17 protein-coding genes and 1 tRNA gene are annotated in these 17,120 nt (G+C 62.5%); 9 read left to right on the plus strand and 9 right to left on the minus strand.

Translation table 11 applies throughout. The features are described 5' to 3' along the window. Positions 1-20: 20 nt before the first annotated feature. The 3 genes from NO877_RS16435 to ahaH form a co-directional block, all read right to left on the minus strand. Positions 21-287 (minus strand): F0F1 ATP synthase subunit C, encoded by a 267-nt coding sequence (locus tag NO877_RS16435; RefSeq protein WP_256397440.1) that lies wholly within the window; start codon positions 285-287, stop codon positions 21-23. Between the two features lie 201 nt (positions 288-488). Continuing rightward, the gene (locus NO877_RS16440; RefSeq protein ID WP_256397441.1) at positions 489-2,678 is read right to left on the minus strand and encodes a V-type ATP synthase subunit I; all 2,190 of its coding nucleotides are present in this window, start codon (positions 2,676-2,678) and stop codon (positions 489-491) included. After that, a complete protein-coding gene (gene ahaH, locus NO877_RS16445) occupies positions 2,665-2,997 on the minus strand; it encodes an ATP synthase archaeal subunit H (protein WP_256397442.1) in 333 nt (110 codons plus the stop codon). Before ahaH ends, NO877_RS16440 begins: the two co-directional genes overlap by 14 nt. Positions 2,998-3,136: 139 nt before the next feature. Here ahaH and NO877_RS16450 point away from each other — a divergent pair, with 139 nt between their 5' ends. Further along, positions 3,137-3,760, plus strand: a complete 624-nt coding sequence (locus tag NO877_RS16450; protein ID WP_256397443.1) for a methyltransferase domain-containing protein — start codon at positions 3,137-3,139, stop codon at positions 3,758-3,760. A 39-nt stretch (positions 3,761-3,799) separates the two neighbouring features. Here the strand turns inward: NO877_RS16450 and NO877_RS16455 are convergent, their stop codons facing one another. Further along, positions 3,800-4,297, minus strand: coding sequence for a type IV pilin domain-containing protein (locus NO877_RS16455; RefSeq protein WP_256397444.1), 498 nt, complete (start codon positions 4,295-4,297; stop codon positions 3,800-3,802). 41 nt (positions 4,298-4,338) lie between these two features. Then, positions 4,339-5,634 (minus strand): DUF7096 domain-containing protein, encoded by a 1,296-nt coding sequence (locus NO877_RS16460; RefSeq protein ID WP_256397445.1) that lies wholly within the window; start codon positions 5,632-5,634, stop codon positions 4,339-4,341. A 132-nt stretch (positions 5,635-5,766) separates the two neighbouring features. Between NO877_RS16460 and NO877_RS16465 the strand changes: the two genes are divergently transcribed. Together NO877_RS16465 and ilvA are read left to right on the plus strand one after the other, a co-directional pair. Beyond that, the gene (locus NO877_RS16465) at positions 5,767-6,234 is read left to right on the plus strand and encodes a gamma-glutamylcyclotransferase family protein (protein ID WP_256397446.1); all 468 of its coding nucleotides are present in this window, start codon (positions 5,767-5,769) and stop codon (positions 6,232-6,234) included. Positions 6,235-6,418: 184 nt separating this feature from the next. After that, entirely contained in the window at positions 6,419-7,630 is a 1,212-nt protein-coding gene (gene ilvA, locus NO877_RS16470) for a threonine ammonia-lyase (RefSeq protein WP_256397447.1), read from the plus strand. Positions 7,631-7,637: 7 nt separating this feature from the next. Here the strand turns inward: ilvA and NO877_RS16475 are convergent, their stop codons facing one another. Next, complete coding sequence (locus tag NO877_RS16475; protein ID WP_256397448.1) at positions 7,638-7,799, minus strand: hypothetical protein; 162 nt, start codon at positions 7,797-7,799, stop codon at positions 7,638-7,640. 108 nt (positions 7,800-7,907) lie between these two features. On the opposite strand from NO877_RS16475, the gene NO877_RS16480 reads away from it, so the two are divergent. The 6 genes from NO877_RS16480 to NO877_RS16505 all read left to right on the plus strand — a co-directional run bounded on the left by NO877_RS16480 (position 7,908) and on the right by NO877_RS16505 (position 12,275). Then, positions 7,908-8,291 (plus strand): Rid family detoxifying hydrolase, encoded by a 384-nt coding sequence (locus tag NO877_RS16480; RefSeq protein ID WP_256397449.1) that lies wholly within the window; start codon positions 7,908-7,910, stop codon positions 8,289-8,291. Beyond that, positions 8,288-8,494: a DUF7981 family protein gene (locus tag NO877_RS16485; RefSeq protein ID WP_256397450.1), complete on the plus strand. Its 207-nt coding sequence runs from the start codon at positions 8,288-8,290 to the stop codon at positions 8,492-8,494. The genes NO877_RS16480 and NO877_RS16485 overlap by 4 nt, the downstream gene beginning before the upstream one ends. Before the next feature lie 27 nt (positions 8,495-8,521). Then, positions 8,522-8,602, plus strand: a tRNA-Ser gene (locus NO877_RS16490). 311 nt (positions 8,603-8,913) lie between these two features. After that, complete coding sequence (locus NO877_RS16495; RefSeq protein WP_256397451.1) at positions 8,914-9,084, plus strand: hypothetical protein; 171 nt, start codon at positions 8,914-8,916, stop codon at positions 9,082-9,084. A gap of 363 nt (positions 9,085-9,447) precedes the next feature. Continuing rightward, complete coding sequence (gene thsB, locus NO877_RS16500) at positions 9,448-11,088, plus strand: thermosome subunit beta (RefSeq protein WP_256397543.1); 1,641 nt, start codon at positions 9,448-9,450, stop codon at positions 11,086-11,088. A 173-nt stretch (positions 11,089-11,261) separates the two neighbouring features. Further along, complete coding sequence (locus NO877_RS16505; RefSeq protein ID WP_256397452.1) at positions 11,262-12,275, plus strand: ornithine cyclodeaminase family protein; 1,014 nt, start codon at positions 11,262-11,264, stop codon at positions 12,273-12,275. Here NO877_RS16505 and NO877_RS16510 read toward each other — a convergent pair. The 3 genes from NO877_RS16510 to NO877_RS16520 all read right to left on the minus strand — a co-directional run bounded on the left by NO877_RS16510 (position 12,272) and on the right by NO877_RS16520 (position 17,092). Continuing rightward, positions 12,272-12,493, minus strand: a complete 222-nt coding sequence (locus NO877_RS16510; RefSeq protein ID WP_256397453.1) for a DUF7535 family protein — start codon at positions 12,491-12,493, stop codon at positions 12,272-12,274. The two genes, NO877_RS16505 and NO877_RS16510, sit on opposite strands and share 4 nt — an antisense overlap. Before the next feature lie 66 nt (positions 12,494-12,559). Continuing rightward, a complete protein-coding gene (leuS, locus tag NO877_RS16515) occupies positions 12,560-15,433 on the minus strand; it encodes a leucine--tRNA ligase (protein WP_256397454.1) in 2,874 nt (957 codons plus the stop codon). A 60-nt stretch (positions 15,434-15,493) separates the two neighbouring features. Then, entirely contained in the window at positions 15,494-17,092 is a 1,599-nt protein-coding gene (locus NO877_RS16520; RefSeq protein WP_256397455.1) for a DNA-directed DNA polymerase II small subunit, read from the minus strand. Positions 17,093-17,120 lie beyond the last annotated feature (28 nt).

Raw genomic sequence — 17,120 nt, forward strand, 5'->3', positions numbered from 1 at the left:
GGTTGAAAGGGTCGCGTCGCTTACAGCAGGAGGATGACGACCAGCAGCGCGAGAATAACGAGCGTCTCGGGCAGCACAGTCAGGATCAGTCCCCGCGCGAAGAGGTCCTCGTTTTCAGCCATTGCGCCGACGGCGGCTGCACCGATCGCTCGCTGGGAGTAGCCTGCACCGAACGCCGCAAGGCCGACGGCGATCGCCGCCGCACCCAGTTCGCTGAGTGCCGGGCCGCCTGCTTCTCCAGCTTGTAGTACAACGTTGCCAAACTCTGATGCAAGTTCCAAACTCATATTTTATGTCTCGCGGTGATTGCGTTGGCTTGTAGCCGAACAGTTTCTATTTGCCTTCAGGCCCATCATAAAGCTTCCCAAAACGGTTGATCGAAACCTGCTATACGGCCGATAACGGCCGATTCATGCGAGTCGCTCTCACTCCAAATGTGCGGAGAAAACAGAAACGACGCGCCGACCGAAACAGGGTGGTCGAACCGACTACTCGTCGGTCGTCGTGTAGGTGCGATCGTAGCCGAACGGGAGGTACGACCGGCCGCCGCCCTCGTAGAACTTCCCGAAGAACTCGACGTACTCCAGGCGCACCGCCTGAAGGCCTGCGCTCGTCACGCCGAGGGCCAGCACCGCCGAGTGGCCAACCAACAACACGAGCAGTCCGCCGATGATGCCGAGCGTGCCGCCGGGCATGAGCCCGCCGAACATGACCTCTGCGCCTTCCGGAATCCCATCACTGAGGAAGATGAAGTGGTAGTTGCCACCGTCGTTGTAGGCCCCGAAGACGATCAGGTTGACCGCGAAGGCGGTCCCGGCCTTGGCGAGCAGCACCGCGGCGATACGCGTGTAGGACAGCACGTTCACCAGGATGTTGAGGAACTCGACGGCCTCGATCCAGGAGCCGAGTGCGAGCAACACGAACCCGACTCCGGTGACCACCAGTCCGACCTGCCCGACGAGGAGCGAAAAGCCCTCGAACCCGAAGGGGAACGGCGCGCCGCTGAAGGCCGTAAAGAGGAACTCGGGTTTGGCTCCGCCGAACAGATCACTGAATACGAACAGCCAGAAGCCGTTGAGCATCAGGATCCAGGAGCCACTCTCTAAGAGCGCCTCTTTGAACCCGTGAATCTCGAAGTCCTCGATGAACGAGAGGATGTAGCCGAGATTGAGGTGGACGACCCCGATCAGCACGCTCACGACGAACCATGCGAGTGCCCACTCGGCGTACTCGGGTTTCAGTCCCTTATGAAGGACTGGTAGGCCGAGATACGTCGACATCGGCTCCGACAGCGGGTGGAGCCCGAAGACCTCGTCGTAGAGGATGCCGAAGAAGGCCGTAAAGCCGCCAGCCCAGATAGCCACGCCACCGATGTCGCTGAGGCCGCCATCGTAGTTGGCATAGAGGTAGTAGCCGATCGCCATGTAGAGCAGCCCGAAGCCGACGTCGCCGATCATGAAGCCGAACATGAGCGGGAACGTCAGGAACACGAGGAACGTCGGGTCGAACTCGGAGTATTTCGGTTTGGCGACCGCGCCGACCAGCACCTCGAAGACCCCCGAGCCGCGGGGGTTGTCCTGGACCACCGGCGGCTCGTCGTCGACGGTTACGACACCGCCATCTGCCCGTGCCTCTTCGGGCTCGCCACTGCCGTCGGCGGCAGCCGGCTCCTCGACCGCCGGGGAATCGCTGCCGGCTGGCGACTCCGGCTCGGCGTCCTCGACGTGGTGGTCGCCGTTGGACTTGAACTGGGCCCGCTTGATCTCGTCGATATCGAGGGGCCCGTCGACGGCCGCGGTGAGCGTCGACTCGAATTCCTCGTAGCGACCCGTGGGAATCCAGCCCTCGGCGACGAAGGCGTTGTCGGTCGTCGCAAACGACAGCGGGGCCTGTTTCTTCTGGGCCTCGATGGAGAGATACTCCTCGGCGGACAGCAGAAAGCTCGCCTGATCGGCTTTGATCTCGTCGAGTTCGGCCTCAACGGCTTCGAGGTCCGACTGAACCGACGCTTTCCGTTCTTCGAGTTCAGCCACGTAGTCGGCGGGGCTTGCCTCGGCCTCAGGCACCGGGACGGTGGCGAACTCGACGCCGACGAGCGAATCGGCCAGCACCTCGTCACCAGCGTCGGCGGTCGGTTTGGCGAAGATCGCGTGTGTGCGACCGCCCGACATAATTTCGAAGGTGTCGATCCCCTCGCTTTCGGCGAGCGTCGACTCGATGGCTTCGCGGTTACCCTCTCCGACGCTGACGACGAGCGAATCGTAGCCGCCCAACAGATCGAGATCGATCCCGAGGTCGGCGAAGGGTTCGACGGCCTCGATCTCCTCGTCGAGTTCCCGTAGCTTCGAGCGGAGCTCGCTGCGTCGGTCGTCGAGCTCGTTGACCGTCTCCTGGAGACTCGCAAGCTCGGCGGCCAGCATTTCGTCGTCGATGAGGATCTCCTCGTCGGCGTCCTCCTCGGAGACGTTGAGGATGCTTTCGAGGGCCCGAACGGTGACGAGCTTCTCGTTTACGTCCTCGGAGCCCTCCAGGGAGCGTCCGAGCTCGAAATCCTCCCAGGATTCGTCGTACTCCGAGAGGTGGAGCAGCCGCAGCTCGTGGACCGCCTCGATGGTCGGCTCCAGGACGCGTTTGGAGCCGGCCACCGAGACCTTGCTCATCCGTTCAGGTCTGAGCATCGACGGCCTCCTCGAATCGTTCTAAGGCGAGGTCCACGGCGTCGTCGATCCGGTCGCTGGCGTCGTCGACGAGCGCCTGGCGGGTCTCTTCGCCCTCTTCGAGGAGGTCCTCGCGGCTGGCCTCGATGTCCTTCTCGGCCTCCGCAAGGCGTTCGGTTGCTCGCTCCTCGGCTTCCTCCCGGGCGGACTCTCGGATCTCGTCGGCTTCCTGTCTGGCCTCGGCGATCCGCTCCTCACGGTCAGACTCGGCTTCCGCGATGATCTCGTCGGCCCGCGTTTCGGCCTCCTTGATCTCTTTGAGAACGTCTGGTCTCGGCATACTCACTAATCGTTCGAATGTGCAGTATCGGCGTATAAGGTGTTTGCGGAACCGTCCGACCGCTGGACCGTCCCTCGGCGGGCGTGAACGATCAGAAAACCGCACCGTTATTGTCCGGCCGCCCGTAGTCGATACCGACATGGGACTCCTCGAGAACAAGGCTCGGGCCCGCCTGTTCTACAAGTATCTCTCGCAGGTGTACGACACGATCAACCCCTTCATCTGGAACGAGGCGATGCGCGATGAGGCACTCTCGTGGCTCGCCATCCAACAGGGCGATCGTGTCCTGGATGTGGGCAGCGGCACCGGCTTTGCCACCGAGGGGCTGCTCCAGCAGACCGACGAGGTCTACTGTCTCGACCAGTCGATCCACCAGATGGAGAAGGCCTTCGCCAAGTTCGGCAAACACGGCGATGTCAAATTCCACCGCGGCGATGCCGAACGCCTCCCGTTTGCCGACAACACGTTCGATCACTTGTGGTCCTCGGGCTCCATCGAGTACTGGCCGAACCCCGTCGACGCCCTCGAAGAGTTTCGTCGCGTCACGAAACCCGGCGGCCGGGTCTTGGTGGTCGGTCCCGACTACCCGAACTCGGTGCTAATGCAGAAGCTCGCCGACGCCATCATGCTGTTTTACGACGAAAGCGAGGCCGACCGGATGTTCACCGAGGCGGGCTATACCGAGTTCGAACACCACATTCAACAGGCCAGCCAGGGGAGCCCGAAAGCGATCACGACCGTTGCGACCGTGCCCGAAGAGTAGACAGGACAGTCGAGCCGCCGGTGTCGCATCGAATGCGGCTCAAACCTGTGTTTCGGTTTTGATGACCGTTTTCGCGTCAGTTGTGAGCCGAACCGAGACGGTCGATCCCGGTTCGAGCTGTGGGCTGTTCGTGCTCGCAACGGTCAGACTCGCCGTCTCGCCGACCGACCACTGCGGATCGCTCGCCGTATTAAAGGGACCAGTTGGACCGGGTTCGAACCCCGAGGCCGAAAAGAACGGCACCGGCGGCTGCTCGTCGAGCGGTTCGCCGTCGACGACGATCCGCACCGAGAGCGTCCGGACATCCAGCGGCTCGCCGCTTTCGTGCGTGAACCGCAGCGTGTCGCCCTCGACGGTGAGGTCGACGACCGCGGTGGGTGCTGGCTCGGGCGTCGAAGCACCGCCGAGCATGGCCGTGCCGACGACCGTCGCGAGGATGACCGTCAGGGCGACCACTAACAGCCCGCCGATGACGGGGGCGCTCCCTCGGGTCGACTGGGAGGAACGATACGCTGGAGGCTGTGGGAACCACGACATACGGCGGGCTGGCTGCGGTTTCGTATAAAAATAGTCGCCGACTACTGGCCGGACGTCACCGTTTCCGGCGCCGGTGGCGTAATGTCGACGAACGCCGCGGAGGTGTCTTCACCCAAGACAGTGACCGTAAAGGACGCTCGTGGGCTGAGCGTCCAGAGGGCACCGTCGGCGTTGGTCGTGCCGACCGTCTGACTCTCCTGGCCGTCTTGGCCGACGGTGACGGTGGCTTCGAGCGGTTCGCCGGTCTCCGCGTCGGTGACAGTGAGCCGAAGCGGACCGCCCGCGTAGGTCTGTTCGACGGTTACGTTGAGTCCGTCCTGAACTTTCGTCGTCTCGGAGCCGGTGATGACATCGTCGAGCGGGAGTCGCTGGTGTTCGATAAACGTCCGCTCGGTCGGCCCATCGGTGAACGTTCGAAGCTCACCCTGATCGAAGCTCACCGACATCACAAACACCGATTCCAGTCCGTCGGTACTCCAACTCGTTGATTGCTCCCAGAGGGTCGGATACCGCTCTGTGGTGAGCTCTTCGATCCGTTCAGGAGTGAGCTGACTGTCGCCCGTGCCACGGAGCGGTTTTCGGTTGACTTCACGGATGTACTGCTCGTTGTCGATCGCTGCCATCGTGATCGATGTATCGCTGGTTTCGATCAGAATCCGGTCGGCAGGTCGCTCCGCGCGAAGCACCGACACCACGTGGGCCCGGAGCGGGCCTTCGAGCATCTGGAGATCGTATTCCATCCGTTGGAGACGACTCGTGGAGATCGGCTCTCCATCGAGCGTCGACGCCTGGGACTCCAACATATCCGTCCGGTCTCTGAGGGTTGCCGCCTCGAGATGGATCGTTGCCAGTTCGATCAGCAGCTCCCGGGGAGCGAGCTCCTCCCGACTGAATTCGCGTATCGCTGTCCGCTCGCGGGTTTCGAGGGCGTCGATCTCCGTCTCAACCGCGTTGAGTTCCGCAGCGATCCGCTCGCCGCGTTCGTCGGCGGCCAATGCGTCGAGTTCGTGTTCGATGGTCCGGGTCGCCAGACGATCGGTTGTGAGATCGGTATCGAACTCGGCGGCGGGACCCAGATCGGCGTACTGTCGCCGGAGGTCGCTTCGCTCGATCTCTCCGGCCGGAATCGCCACGGTATTCGTTACATTGGTGTCGGCTCCCATCGTATCGCTCAGTTGGGAAGGGTTCGCGTCGCTCAGTTGGGGCTGAGACGACGGTTGGGCGTCGACGGAGGCGGCCTGTCGCTCGCCGTCGACACCACCCGACGGAAGACCGACACCAACACCGATAACGGTCGTGACCAGGAGGACAGCGATCACGAGCGGGAGGCGTTTCATCTGTGGGGACTCTCTCCCGGATGAACAAAAAGCCATCTACAGAGACCAATTGGATGAAACGTAGGTGGTCCCTACCGATCGTTTCTGCGAGGGAATCACAGTCCCTTTGGGTGTCTCGACCGAGGCGCTATCGTGACCGTCGTATTCGTGTATGGCACGCTGACCGACCGCGAGCAAGTCTCGGCGCTGCTGACGGAGTTCACCTTCGGCCCGTCGGCCGTCTGTCACGGCCTCCAGCGCGTCGACGGCCGGTATCCGACGCTGGTTCCCGGTGGGGAGGTGACCGGTCGGCTGCTTTCGACGCCGGAACTCGATCGGCTCGACCGCTACGAGGGCGTCGACCGCGGGCTCTACTGTCGAGTCACGGTCCCGTTGCGGTCCGCTCGCAGTTCCGAAACGAATGTCCTCGACCAGAATGACGCCGACCACTCGGCGTTCGATGTCGAGGCTGTGGCCGTCTATGTCGGGGAACCATCGAAGATCGGCGTCGAACCGGATGTCGGCTGGCCCGACGCCGACAGTTTCACCCGATCAGTGAGGGCGTATCTGGAGACACACCCCGTTCGGATAACGGCTGAGCCAGCAGTAGATGACTACTGACTGACGACCGTCAGACGGTGCCGATCACCCCCTCGCTGTCGTGCGTTTTTTACTTTCACTCCGCGTGCCGTACGTTTTTATACTCCCGGTCCATTATTCCAGTTGCACGTCACACGCGTGCATTCCCCAATTCCCTTTCCATACCCACCGAAATCCATTAGCCGTCGCTCCGACGAGTGCGTGTATGCTCTCGCTGTCAGCGGTCGAAGCGGCCGTAGACCGGGTGTCGGCTGTCGCTCGGGAGACGCCACTGGAGTACTCCCATCCGTTCTCCGAGCGGACCGGGGCAGCGGTCTCTCTCAAGCTTGAGAACTTCCAGCGGACCGGCTCGTTCAAGATTCGGGGAGCGATAAACCGGATCGCCACGCTGTCGGCGGCCGAACGGGAGGCTGGCGTCGTCACCGCCAGCGCAGGCAACCACGCCCAGGGGGTCGCACTGGCCGCCACGCGGGCGGGCGTGGACTCGACGATCGTGATGCCGAAACACGCGCCGATCTCGAAGGTGAAAGCGACCCGACGGTACGGGGGCCGGGTTGTCCTCCATGGGATCGACTACGAGGAGGCACAGGCGCGGGCCCACAAGATCGAGGCCGCCGAGGACCGAACCTACGTCCACGCCTTCGACGACGAGGCCGTCATGGCCGGACAGGGAACCATCGGACTGGAAATCCTCGACCAACGGCCCGAGGTTGAGACCGTCGTCGTCCCCATCGGCGGCGGGGGGCTTATTTCGGGCATCGCGACCGCGATCAAGACCCAGCGCCCGGACGTGCGAATCATTGGTGTGCAGGCCGAGGGTGCTTCGAGCGTCGTCGAATCGCTGGAGAAAGGCGAAATTTACACCCGGGAGAGCGTCGATACCGTGGCCGACGGGATCGCCACCCGATCTGTCGGCGAGCGGACGTTCGAGGTAATCCAGGAGCGCGTTGACGAGGTCGTCACGGTCTCCGACGAGGAGATCGCCCTGGCACTTACCTTGCTGTTAGAGCGGAGCAAAGCACTCGTCGAAGGCGCGGGAGCGGTCGCGCTGGCGGCACTGCTGGAAGAGCGGTTCGACTACCGCGAGGGGGAGGTGATCGTCCCCGCGCTCTGCGGCGGCAACATCGACATGAACGTCCTGACGACGGTGATCCTCCGTGGACTGGTCCAGATGGGCCGGTATCTGAAGATCACGACCGTTCTCAAAGACCAGCCCGGCGCACTGCAGGGGTTGATCGATATCATCGCCGATCAGCAGGCCAATATCTACGCGATCCACCACGAGCGGACCTCCCGAGAGATCGGGATGAGCGACACCGAAGTCGAGATTGAACTGGAGACCCACGGCCAACAGCACGCTGCGGAGCTACTGGCCGAGCTTCGATCGAACGGCTACGAGGTCGAGGTCCAACAGTAGGCGCTTCCTACTGTCGGTTAGTCACGTCCGTACTCCCACACTCGGGACACTGGGTCATCCGCCCGAACGGTGGCGCGCTGATCCGGTTCCACTCGTCGCTCCCCGAGATCGCCGTGTAGCCACACCGCCGACAGACTGACATCGACTGCTCGTCGGTTGTGATTGCCATGGTTTATCATGCGGTGGCGACTCGAATAACGGTTTTTCAGCTGCGCCGAGAGGTCGGTGAACGAACCGATCCACGGGGACTTATGCTGCCAGTGTGACAATCACGGGTATGAAACGGACGATCAGTACGGACGACGCACCGGAAGCCGTCGGGGCCTACAGTCAGGCGACGACCGACGGGTCGACGCTGTATACGGCAGGCCAGATTCCACTGACGCCCGACGGCGAGCTGCTCGATGGAGCGTCGATCGCCAAGCAGACCGCACAGGCACTGGACAACGTGGTTGCGATCCTGGAGTCCGAGGATCTCGATGCGAGCGCAATCCTCAAGACGACCGTTTATTTGGCCGATATCGACGACTTCCAGGAGATGAACGAGACCTACAGCACGTATTTCGACGCCGAGCCACCGGCCCGAAGCGCCGTCGAAGCGGGAGCGCTCCCGAAGGGCGTCGACGTCGAGATCGAGGCCGTCGCCATCCTGGAGCCGTGAGACCGGTCGCCAAATCGAGCCTGCTGTGGGGAGTCGTCGGCACGCTGACGTTCCTCGTCGGAGCCCAGGGATATCGCCTGCTGATCGGTGCGCTCCCGACGGGATATATCGGCATGATCGCCATTGGGTTAGTGGTCGAAACCACTGTCGGTACGGTCTCGTATGTGGTCGAGCCGCGGCTGGCCGCGAAGGGAAGGACTTAAAATCGCCAGCGGGCTATCAACGCATGAGCCAGAATGGCCGAGTGGTAAGGCGCACGCCTGGAAAGCGTGTTCCCTTTGGGATCCAGGGTTCAAATCCCTGTTCTGGCGTTTCTGACGGATCAGCAAACACCAGCGGCGCGTTTCATCGCGCCGCGATCACTGCTGATCCGTGACACGGTGACTAACAGGGATTTGAATCAGGGAACGAAGCGAGTGAAACGAGCGGAGTGACCGTGGTTCAAATCCCTGTTCTGGCGTTGCTTTCGGACCAACAACCACAAGCAGCGCGTTTCGTCGCGCTGTAATTGCTGCCAGGGCCGAAGACGGTTTCTAACAACTATCAACTCACGAGAGGTGTATGTGAACAATTGTCGACAGGGAAAGCTTCATATCTATGGGTGTCTTTGACACGGTTGACAATGCCAGACACGAAAGCAGGCCGCGAACGGAAAGGCCGTAACAAGCTCGCACAGCTAGAGTCGAAACTGAACGCTCGCGAGCGAGAATTATTGGGAGAGCGGAGCGAGCCGCCGGAACCTGATCGTGTCGACAGCGAATTCCTGACCGATCCGAGTGAGCTCGAAGCATAGCCTCGTCCTTTTTATTTCGATCCGTAGCCGAGCGACAGTGCCAACAGCGGCTGAGCTTTCGGTCAGGCTCCAGGAACCCCCACAGTAGCCGTCGACTATAGTAGCCACACCGCCGCGTAGCCGTCGACTTCCTGCCAGTAGCCGCACATATAAAAGCGGCAAAGCGGTCCACAGAGATCGAATATAGCTGTGTGTTATCGGACCACATGAAATTCCCAAATCATACAGCCCTCTGTGTGTTTTCGAGCAGTCTCGCCTGCCGTGTTGCCGATGTGTTTTCCTCCTGTGTCCAAAAGATTTATATAGAATCACAAACAATCAGTCGGGTGTACTATGAGTCAGCGTATGCAGCAAGGTCAGCCGATGATCATTCTCGGAGAGGATTCTCAGCGCGTCCAGGATAAGGACGCCCAGCAGTACAACATCTCCGCGGCCCGGTCGGTCGCCGAGGCCGTACGGTCCACGCTCGGACCAAAGGGGATGGATAAGATGCTCGTCAACTCGATGGGCGATGTCACCATCACCAACGACGGTGTCACCATCCTCACCGAGATGGATATCGACAACCCGACCGCCGAGATGATCGTCGAGGTCGCCGAGACACAGGAAGACGAGGCAGGCGACGGGACGACGACCGCCGTCGCTATCGCCGGCGAACTCCTGAAGAACGCCGAGGACCTCCTGGAGCAGGAGATCCACCCGACGGCGATCATCAAGGGCTTCCACCTCGCCAGCGAGAAGGCCCGCGAGGAGGTCGACAACATCGCCGAACCCGTCGATCCCGACGACGAGGAACTCCTCCGGAAGGTCGCTGAGACCTCGATGACCGGCAAGGGCGCGGAGCTCGAAAAGGACGTCCTCGCGGATCTCGTCGTCCGTGCGGTCCAGCAGGTCACCGTCGAAGCCGACGACGGCAGCCACGTCGTCGACCTCGAAAACGTCAACATCGAGACCCAGACCGGCCGCTCGGCCGGGGAATCCGACCTCCTGGTCGGCGCAGTCATCGACAAGGACGCGGTCCACGGCGACATGCCGACGAACTTCGAGAACGCCGACACGCTGCTGCTCAACGAGGCCATCGAGATCGAAGAGGCCGACGTCGACACCCAGGTCTCGATCGAGACCCCCGACCAGCTCCAGAACTTCCTCGACCAGGAGGAAAAACAGCTCAAACAGAAAGTCGAGAAGATCGTCGACAGCGGTGCTGACGTGGTCTTCTGTCAGAAAGGTATCGACGACCTCGCCCAGCACTACCTCGCCAAAGAGGGCGTGCTGGCGATCCGCCGAACCAAGAAGTCCGACATCAAGTTCCTCAAAAACGTCCTCGGTGGCTCGGTCGTCTCCGACGTCAACTCCGTGACGGCCGACGATCTCGGCAACGGATCGGTCCGCCGCGACGAGGAAGACGAGCTGTTCTACGTTGAGGGCACCGGCGACGAGGTCCACGGCGTGACGCTCCTGCTTCGCGGCTCGACCGACCACGTCGTAGACGAGCTCGAACGCGGGATCAACGACGCCATCGACGTCGTCTCGACGACCGTTTCCGACGGTCGTGTGCTGGCTGGCGGCGGCGCACCCGAAGTCGAGATCGCCTCCCGACTCCGCGATTACGCCGACTCGGTCTCCGGCCGCGAGCAGCTGGCCGTCGAGGCATTCGCCGACTCGCTCGAACTCGTCCCCCGCGTCCTCGCCGAGAACGCCGGGCTCGATTCGATCGACCTGCTCGTCGATCTCCGTGCGGAACACGAAAGCGGGAACGCCCACGCAGGTCTGAACGCCTTCACCGGCTCCGTCGAGGACACCTACGAGGCGGGCATCGTCGAGCCGGCCCACGCCAAAGAGCAGGCGCTGTCGTCTGCCACCGAGGCCGCGAACCTCGTGTTGAAGATCGACGACATCATCGCCGCGGGCGATCTCTCGACTGAGGGCGACGGTGACGAAGGTGGCGCACCCGGCGGCATGGGTGGCATGGGCGGCATGGGTGGCATGGGCGGCGCGATGTAAGCTCGGCCGCAACCCACTCAGCTGCTGACTCATCCGGAATCGAACGCTCACCGACCGAACGCTGCTGTTAGCTGTTTTCTAACGACTAGTAGACCGTGGCTACTGTCGTCCAGATCGTCGACGACGAGCCAGCCTACCAGACCCGTTAAGATCACGGAGTCGAACCAGTCGGTATGCACACGCTGCTGCTCGACAGCGACGATGTCCGGGCGAACGCGCCGATGGAGGAGCTTATTTCGGCGGTCGAAGACGCCTTCGGAGCGTATCAGCGCGGCGACGCCCAGATGCCAGCGAAATCGTATATCGACCTCCCGCAGTACAACGGGGATTTCCGGTCGATGCCAGCCTATCTCCGCGTGCGTGATGAAACTGGCGGCGAGGAATGGGACGCCGCGGGCGTCAAATGGGTCAACGTCCACCCCGACAACCGAGCCGAGTACGGGCTGCCCACTGTCCTGGGAACGATGATCTACTCGGACCCCAAAAACGCCTTTCCGCTGGCGATCATGGATGGCCGCGAGCTAACGATGCTGCGAACGGGGGCGGCCGCCGCTGTCGCCACCGACCACCTCGCCGTCACGGATGCAGCGTCGCTCGGCATCGTCGGCGCTGGCGTCCAGTCCTACACCCAGCTCGAAGCCATCGAGGCAGTCCGGCCCATCGAAGAGGTCGTCGTCTCGGACGTCGACGCCGAGCGGGCGGCCGAATTCATCGACCAGTTCGAAGACCGCTTCGAGATCCGGGGCGGGTCGGTCGCCGAAGCCGCTTCCTGTGACGTCCTGTCGACGGTCACCCCGGTCGAATCGCCGATCGTCGACCGCGAGATGGTCGGCGAGGAGACCCATATCAACGCGATCGGCGCGGACGCGGCGGGCAAACACGAACTGGCCAACGAGATCCTCCTGGACGCCAAACTCGTAATCGACGACTACGAACAAACCACCCATTCGGGCGAGATCAACGTCCCCTACAGCGAGGGAACGCTCACCGACGCGGATATCTACAGCTCACTGGGCGAGATCGTGACCGGTGAGAAAACGGGGCGAACCACCGAAGACGGGATCACTGTCTTCGATTCGACCGGGTTGGCGATTCAGGACGTGGCCGCAGCCCACGTCGTATACACCGCGGCCCGAGAACGGGACAACGGCACGCCGTTCGACCTGCTCGGAGTGGCCGACAGTTAGTTGGGCTGTCCCCGCACCGCCGACCGGATCGCTCTGACGGCTTTGGTTGCGAGGACCAAGACGACGAAAACGGGGATCAACGGAAACAGCAGCGTAAAGATGCCGAGAAACACCACCCATCCCAGCAGATCCATCTCCGTGTTGCCGCGGCTTTGGTAGCCCGGCGTCACCGTTCGGTAGGCTGATTCGAGGACTCCAGGATCGGACTGCGGGCTCATACCACTCATCGGTGCCGAAAAACCATAAATCGGCTGTCAGTAGCGGTGAAAACCGACGTCGACGTCCTATTCGATGTGGATTGCCGGGCGGAACGGCACGGCTTTCGAGGCCCGATCCTCGGGGTCGTCGATCCCCTCGCCGTCCTCGGCGTAGATCTCGACCGTAGCGTCGTACTCCCGTTCGAGGAAGCCAACCGCGGTTTCGTAGGTCGAGGTCTCGTCGATCTCGTCAAGTACGGCGAGCGTCTCATCGTCGAGACTTCGAACGAGCTCGACCAGATCCTGGACCAACTGATTGACTGCGTTGCCGCGCTCGCGGAGGTCGGGGACCTGCATGACCTCGCTCATCACGTCGCCGACGTTGGTACCGGTCTCCCGGACGGTCTCGAAGACCGACTGTTTCCAGTCGGCCGCAACGTAGACGCGGATCGTCTCAGGGTCCTGATCAGTGACGTTGAGGATGTCCTGGATGTCGTCGGTCAGCCGCTCGATCTGTCGCTCCTCGGTTTCAGTGCGTGCTGACTGCCACTCGCTTTCGACCTCCGGCCACGGGGCGTCCTCGGCCGGGGTCCCAGTGAGCTGTTCGTGCAGCTCGTTGGTCATAAAGGGAATAAACGGAGCCAGCAGCCGGAGGCGGGTTTCGAGGACGTGTCGGAGCGTCCACTGGGCGCCTGGTCGATCGAGATCGGCCCGGCGGCGATACCATTTGAGGTGCTCCTCGAAGCCGTAGAAGGCCGCCTGCGAGGCGCTCCGCGTCTCGGCGTTTTCGAGAGCTTGCGTCGTCGACTCGATGGTGGTCTGGAGTTTGGACAGGAGCCAGCGGTCGATGTGTTTGAGGTCAGTCTGGGGATCGACGTCGGGTTCATCGGCGTCGATCAGCTCCTGGGCACGGTTCCAAAACCGGCGGAGCTGTTTTTCCACACCTTCGACCTGTTCGGCTCGCCAGTCGTAATCCTGCCACGGCTCCGCGGAGTTCAGCAGGAAGAAGCGGACGGTGTCCGCCCCGTAGTTCTCGATGGCCTTGCCGGGGAGGACAACGTGGCCCTTCGAGGAGGACATCTTTTCGCCCTCCAGGAGACCCATCCCCATGATGGTGATGCCGTCGGGCCACTGGGCCTCGTCGAACAGTTCGGCGTGGTGGAACAGGTAGAACGTGAGGTGGTTCGAGATGAGGTCGTTGGCCGAGAATCGCTGGGTGACGGGGTACCAGTACTGCCACTCGTCGCGGAGGTCGAGGGCCCGCTTGTCGGCCTCGCCCTCGACGGCGTCTTCGCCGTAGAACAGCGCATCGAAGAACTCCCGGTCAAGGTCCTCGACCGGGATCTCGTCGAGCCGGTGGGCGATGGTGTAGTAGGCCATATAGATCGTCGAGTCCGACAGCGGCTCGATGACGAAACTGTCGTCCCACGGGAGCTTCGTGCCCAGCCCGTAGTTGCGGATACAGGGCCACTCGTTGAGCCAGTCGATGGTGTGGTCGTACTCCCCGCGGGTGTTGGCGGGGTTGGTATCGAGTTGGTCGACGACTCGCTTGGCCTCGGCCTTCCAGTCCTCGTCGTTGTACGTGAGGAACCACGTATCCTGGTAGGCAACGACTACTTTGCCGCCAGCCCGCGAGACGACGGGCTCCGGGAAGTCGTACATCGCGCCGAAGTCGCCCTGCTCGCGGTAGGCGTTGGCTAACTCATCGCGCACGTCCTCGATGAGCTCGTCGGCGTACTCGCCGTAGGCGTCGTGGAGTCGACCCGTGTGGAACTCGGCGTTGTAGACGTCCTGGGTGACCTCCTTGAGATCGGGGTCGTTGCTGCTGGTTATGCCAGCCGATTCGACGGCGTCCTTCGCGGGGATCTCGCCGTAGCCCTCGACGTCGAGAATCGGGACCGGCTCGATGGCCTCGACTTCGGCGGGGTCGATCCCGTAGGCTTCGAGGCGGTCGGGGTCGGCCTTCGCCTCCTGGAGGGCGAGGTAGTCGTCGGGGCTGTGGGCTGGGACCGACATGACGACGCCGGTGGCGTTGTCGCTATCGACGAACTCGGCGGGGAGCACGAGAACTTCGTCGCCGGTGACGGGATTGGTGACGTGTTCGCCGACGAATTCGGAGCCCTGGAACTCGCGGTGGATCTCAACGTCGTGGTCCTGGAGGTCGAGTTTTTCGGCGGCCTCGACCGAGACGAGCCACTGCTCGCCGTCGACGGTCGCCTCGACGTACGGAGAGTCGGGATTGATGTAGGCGTTGGTGACCCCGCGGACCGTTTCGGGTCGCAGCGTCGCCATCGGGATCGTGGTCTCTCCCTGACTGAATTTGACGAGCGTATACTCCTGGTACTCGACGTCCTCGCCCTCCAGGAGGTCGTGGGTGGTGACGGGGTTTTCCTGCTCGGTGCAGTATTTGACCGGGTGGAGCCCCTTTTCGAGCCGCCCCCGCTCTTTGAGAGTCTCGTACTGCCAGGTGATGAATTTGGAATAGCGGTCGTCGTTGGTCGTGAACTCCCGCCGCCAGTCGATAGACAAACCGAGGGACTGCATTCCCGTCTTGTAGTGTTCCTCGATGAAGTGGCGGGCATAGCCCATCGGCGTTTCGAGGTCGGAGAGGACGTCATCGGAGACGTTGTAGGTGTCCTGGAGCACCGACATTTGTTTTTCCTCGCGTTTTTCGAGGCGTTCAACGGCCCCAATAATCGGCGTGCCGGTGACGTGCCAGGCCATCGGGAACAGCACGTCGTCGCCTTGTTGGCGGCGGTAGCGGGCGTACACATCGGGGACAGTGTAGGTCCGGGCGTGGCCGATGTGCATCCCGCCGCTGGGGTAGGGATACGGCACGGTGATAAAGGTCGTCTCCTCGTCGTCGGGGTCGGCAGTCGTGGTGGGATCGGGCTCGTAGCGCCCCTCTGCGTCCCACCGCGCCCGCCAGTCGGCTTCGAGTTCCTGCGGGTCGTAATCCATACGGGTCTCTCTGTGTGTCGGGCCTAAAATAGCATCTATCGCTGACGGGTGATGGGGCCCTTAGGCGAACTTCCGAACCGTCATATTCAGCGTATCGAGGTCGACGATGGGCGCGTGGGCCACGTCGGGGTCGATGTTGACCTTCTTTTGGAACTCGGTTTGGGCCTGCCAACAGCCGCTGTTGACCGCGAGTACGTTGTGGTACTTCCCCCAGCCGAGTTTGTGGACGTGGCCGGTGTGGAAGACGTCCGGTACCTCGTCGATAACTAAGTAGTCCTTCTCCTCGGGTGCGAGCCGCATCTTGCCGCCGTACTTCGGGGCGACGTGTCGCTTTTTGAGGAGCTGGTACATCGCCTTGTGTGGCTCGTCGTAGCTGGCCTTCTCCTCGGGGAGTTCGGCGATCACCTCGTCGAGCGAAACGCCGTGATACATCAGCACCGAGACGCCCTCGATGGTGACCGTCGAGGGGTTCCCGGAAATCCGGGCGTCATGGGCCGACATAATCGACCGCAGTTCCTCGTCGAAACCCGGCTGTGGTTCGGCGAGCCGGACCGCGTCGTGGTTGCCGGGGATCATGACGATCTCCATGTCGCCGGGGACGGCTTTGAGATGCTCCGAGAACGCTTCGTACTGGTCGAAAATATCGACGATATCCAGCTCCTCGTCCTGATCCGGATAGACGCCGACGCCTTCGACCATATCGCCCGCGATGAGGAGGTACTCGACGGTCTCGGCCTCCTCGGTGTGGAGCCAGTCGGCAAACCGGTTCCAGGCGTCGGCCATGAACTCCTGGCTGCCGACGTGGACATCCGAAATCAGGGCGGCCTGGACGTGGCGGTCGGCCGTCGAGGGGCGGAACGTTCGGGGCACGTCGGGGACGAAAAGCGAGTCGACGAACATGATACCGCTGTCGTCGGCGAGCGTCCCCTGGACCGCGATACATTCGTCCAGCAAGAGGTCGTCGACCATGTTGGCGATCTCGCGGTCCTTCATGACGAGCGCAGGAAACGTGCCGGTCGTGTCTTCGAGTTCGATCAGCCAGTGGCCGCTGGCCGTCGAGCGAATGTCGTTGACGAGGCCGATCATCTCAGCCTCGCTGCCGCCGCCCATCGATTGGATCGCCGACGCCGGGCGGTGGTTGACGCGGCCGCCCAGTAGTTTCGAGAGCCGCTTGTAGCGGTCGCGAAACGTGGTCACGAACTGTTTGTATTCGCCGGTGCCGGTGCTCCGGCCCGTGATGTCGCCGGTGATTTCGGCTGGCTGTGGGGACCGCGACGAAGCTCCCTCACCGTTCGGTCGTTCCTCGGTCGTGGCAGCCCTCGTTACCGAGTCGGAAGACCCCTCCGTTTCGACTGGAGTATCCGTTGTTTGCGTGGGTTTTTCAGGGTTTTTAGTTGGAGTTGAAACAGAGGTATTTGCCGATGGGGTCGAATTGGCGGTAACCGCCGCCGGATCGGGAGCCGGAGGCGACGAGTCGAGCGTTTGTCGAACGGTGGCAGTCGTCACACGGAGCGCGTTGTCCGGCGTCGCCTCGACGACCGTTTCGAGTGCGGCCGCCGGATCGTCGGCCCCCGCAAGGAGTGTTACGACCTCCCGTTCGGCGTTGTAGCCGTGCTCGGCGAGGGCCTGAACGATCCGTGACGGGGTCTCCAGTGGCACATCAACTCGTGGGATGGCTCCAGTCAAA

This window comes from Halohasta litorea (genome assembly GCF_024494645.1).
Classification (GTDB): domain Archaea; phylum Halobacteriota; class Halobacteria; order Halobacteriales; family Haloferacaceae; genus Halohasta; species Halohasta litorea.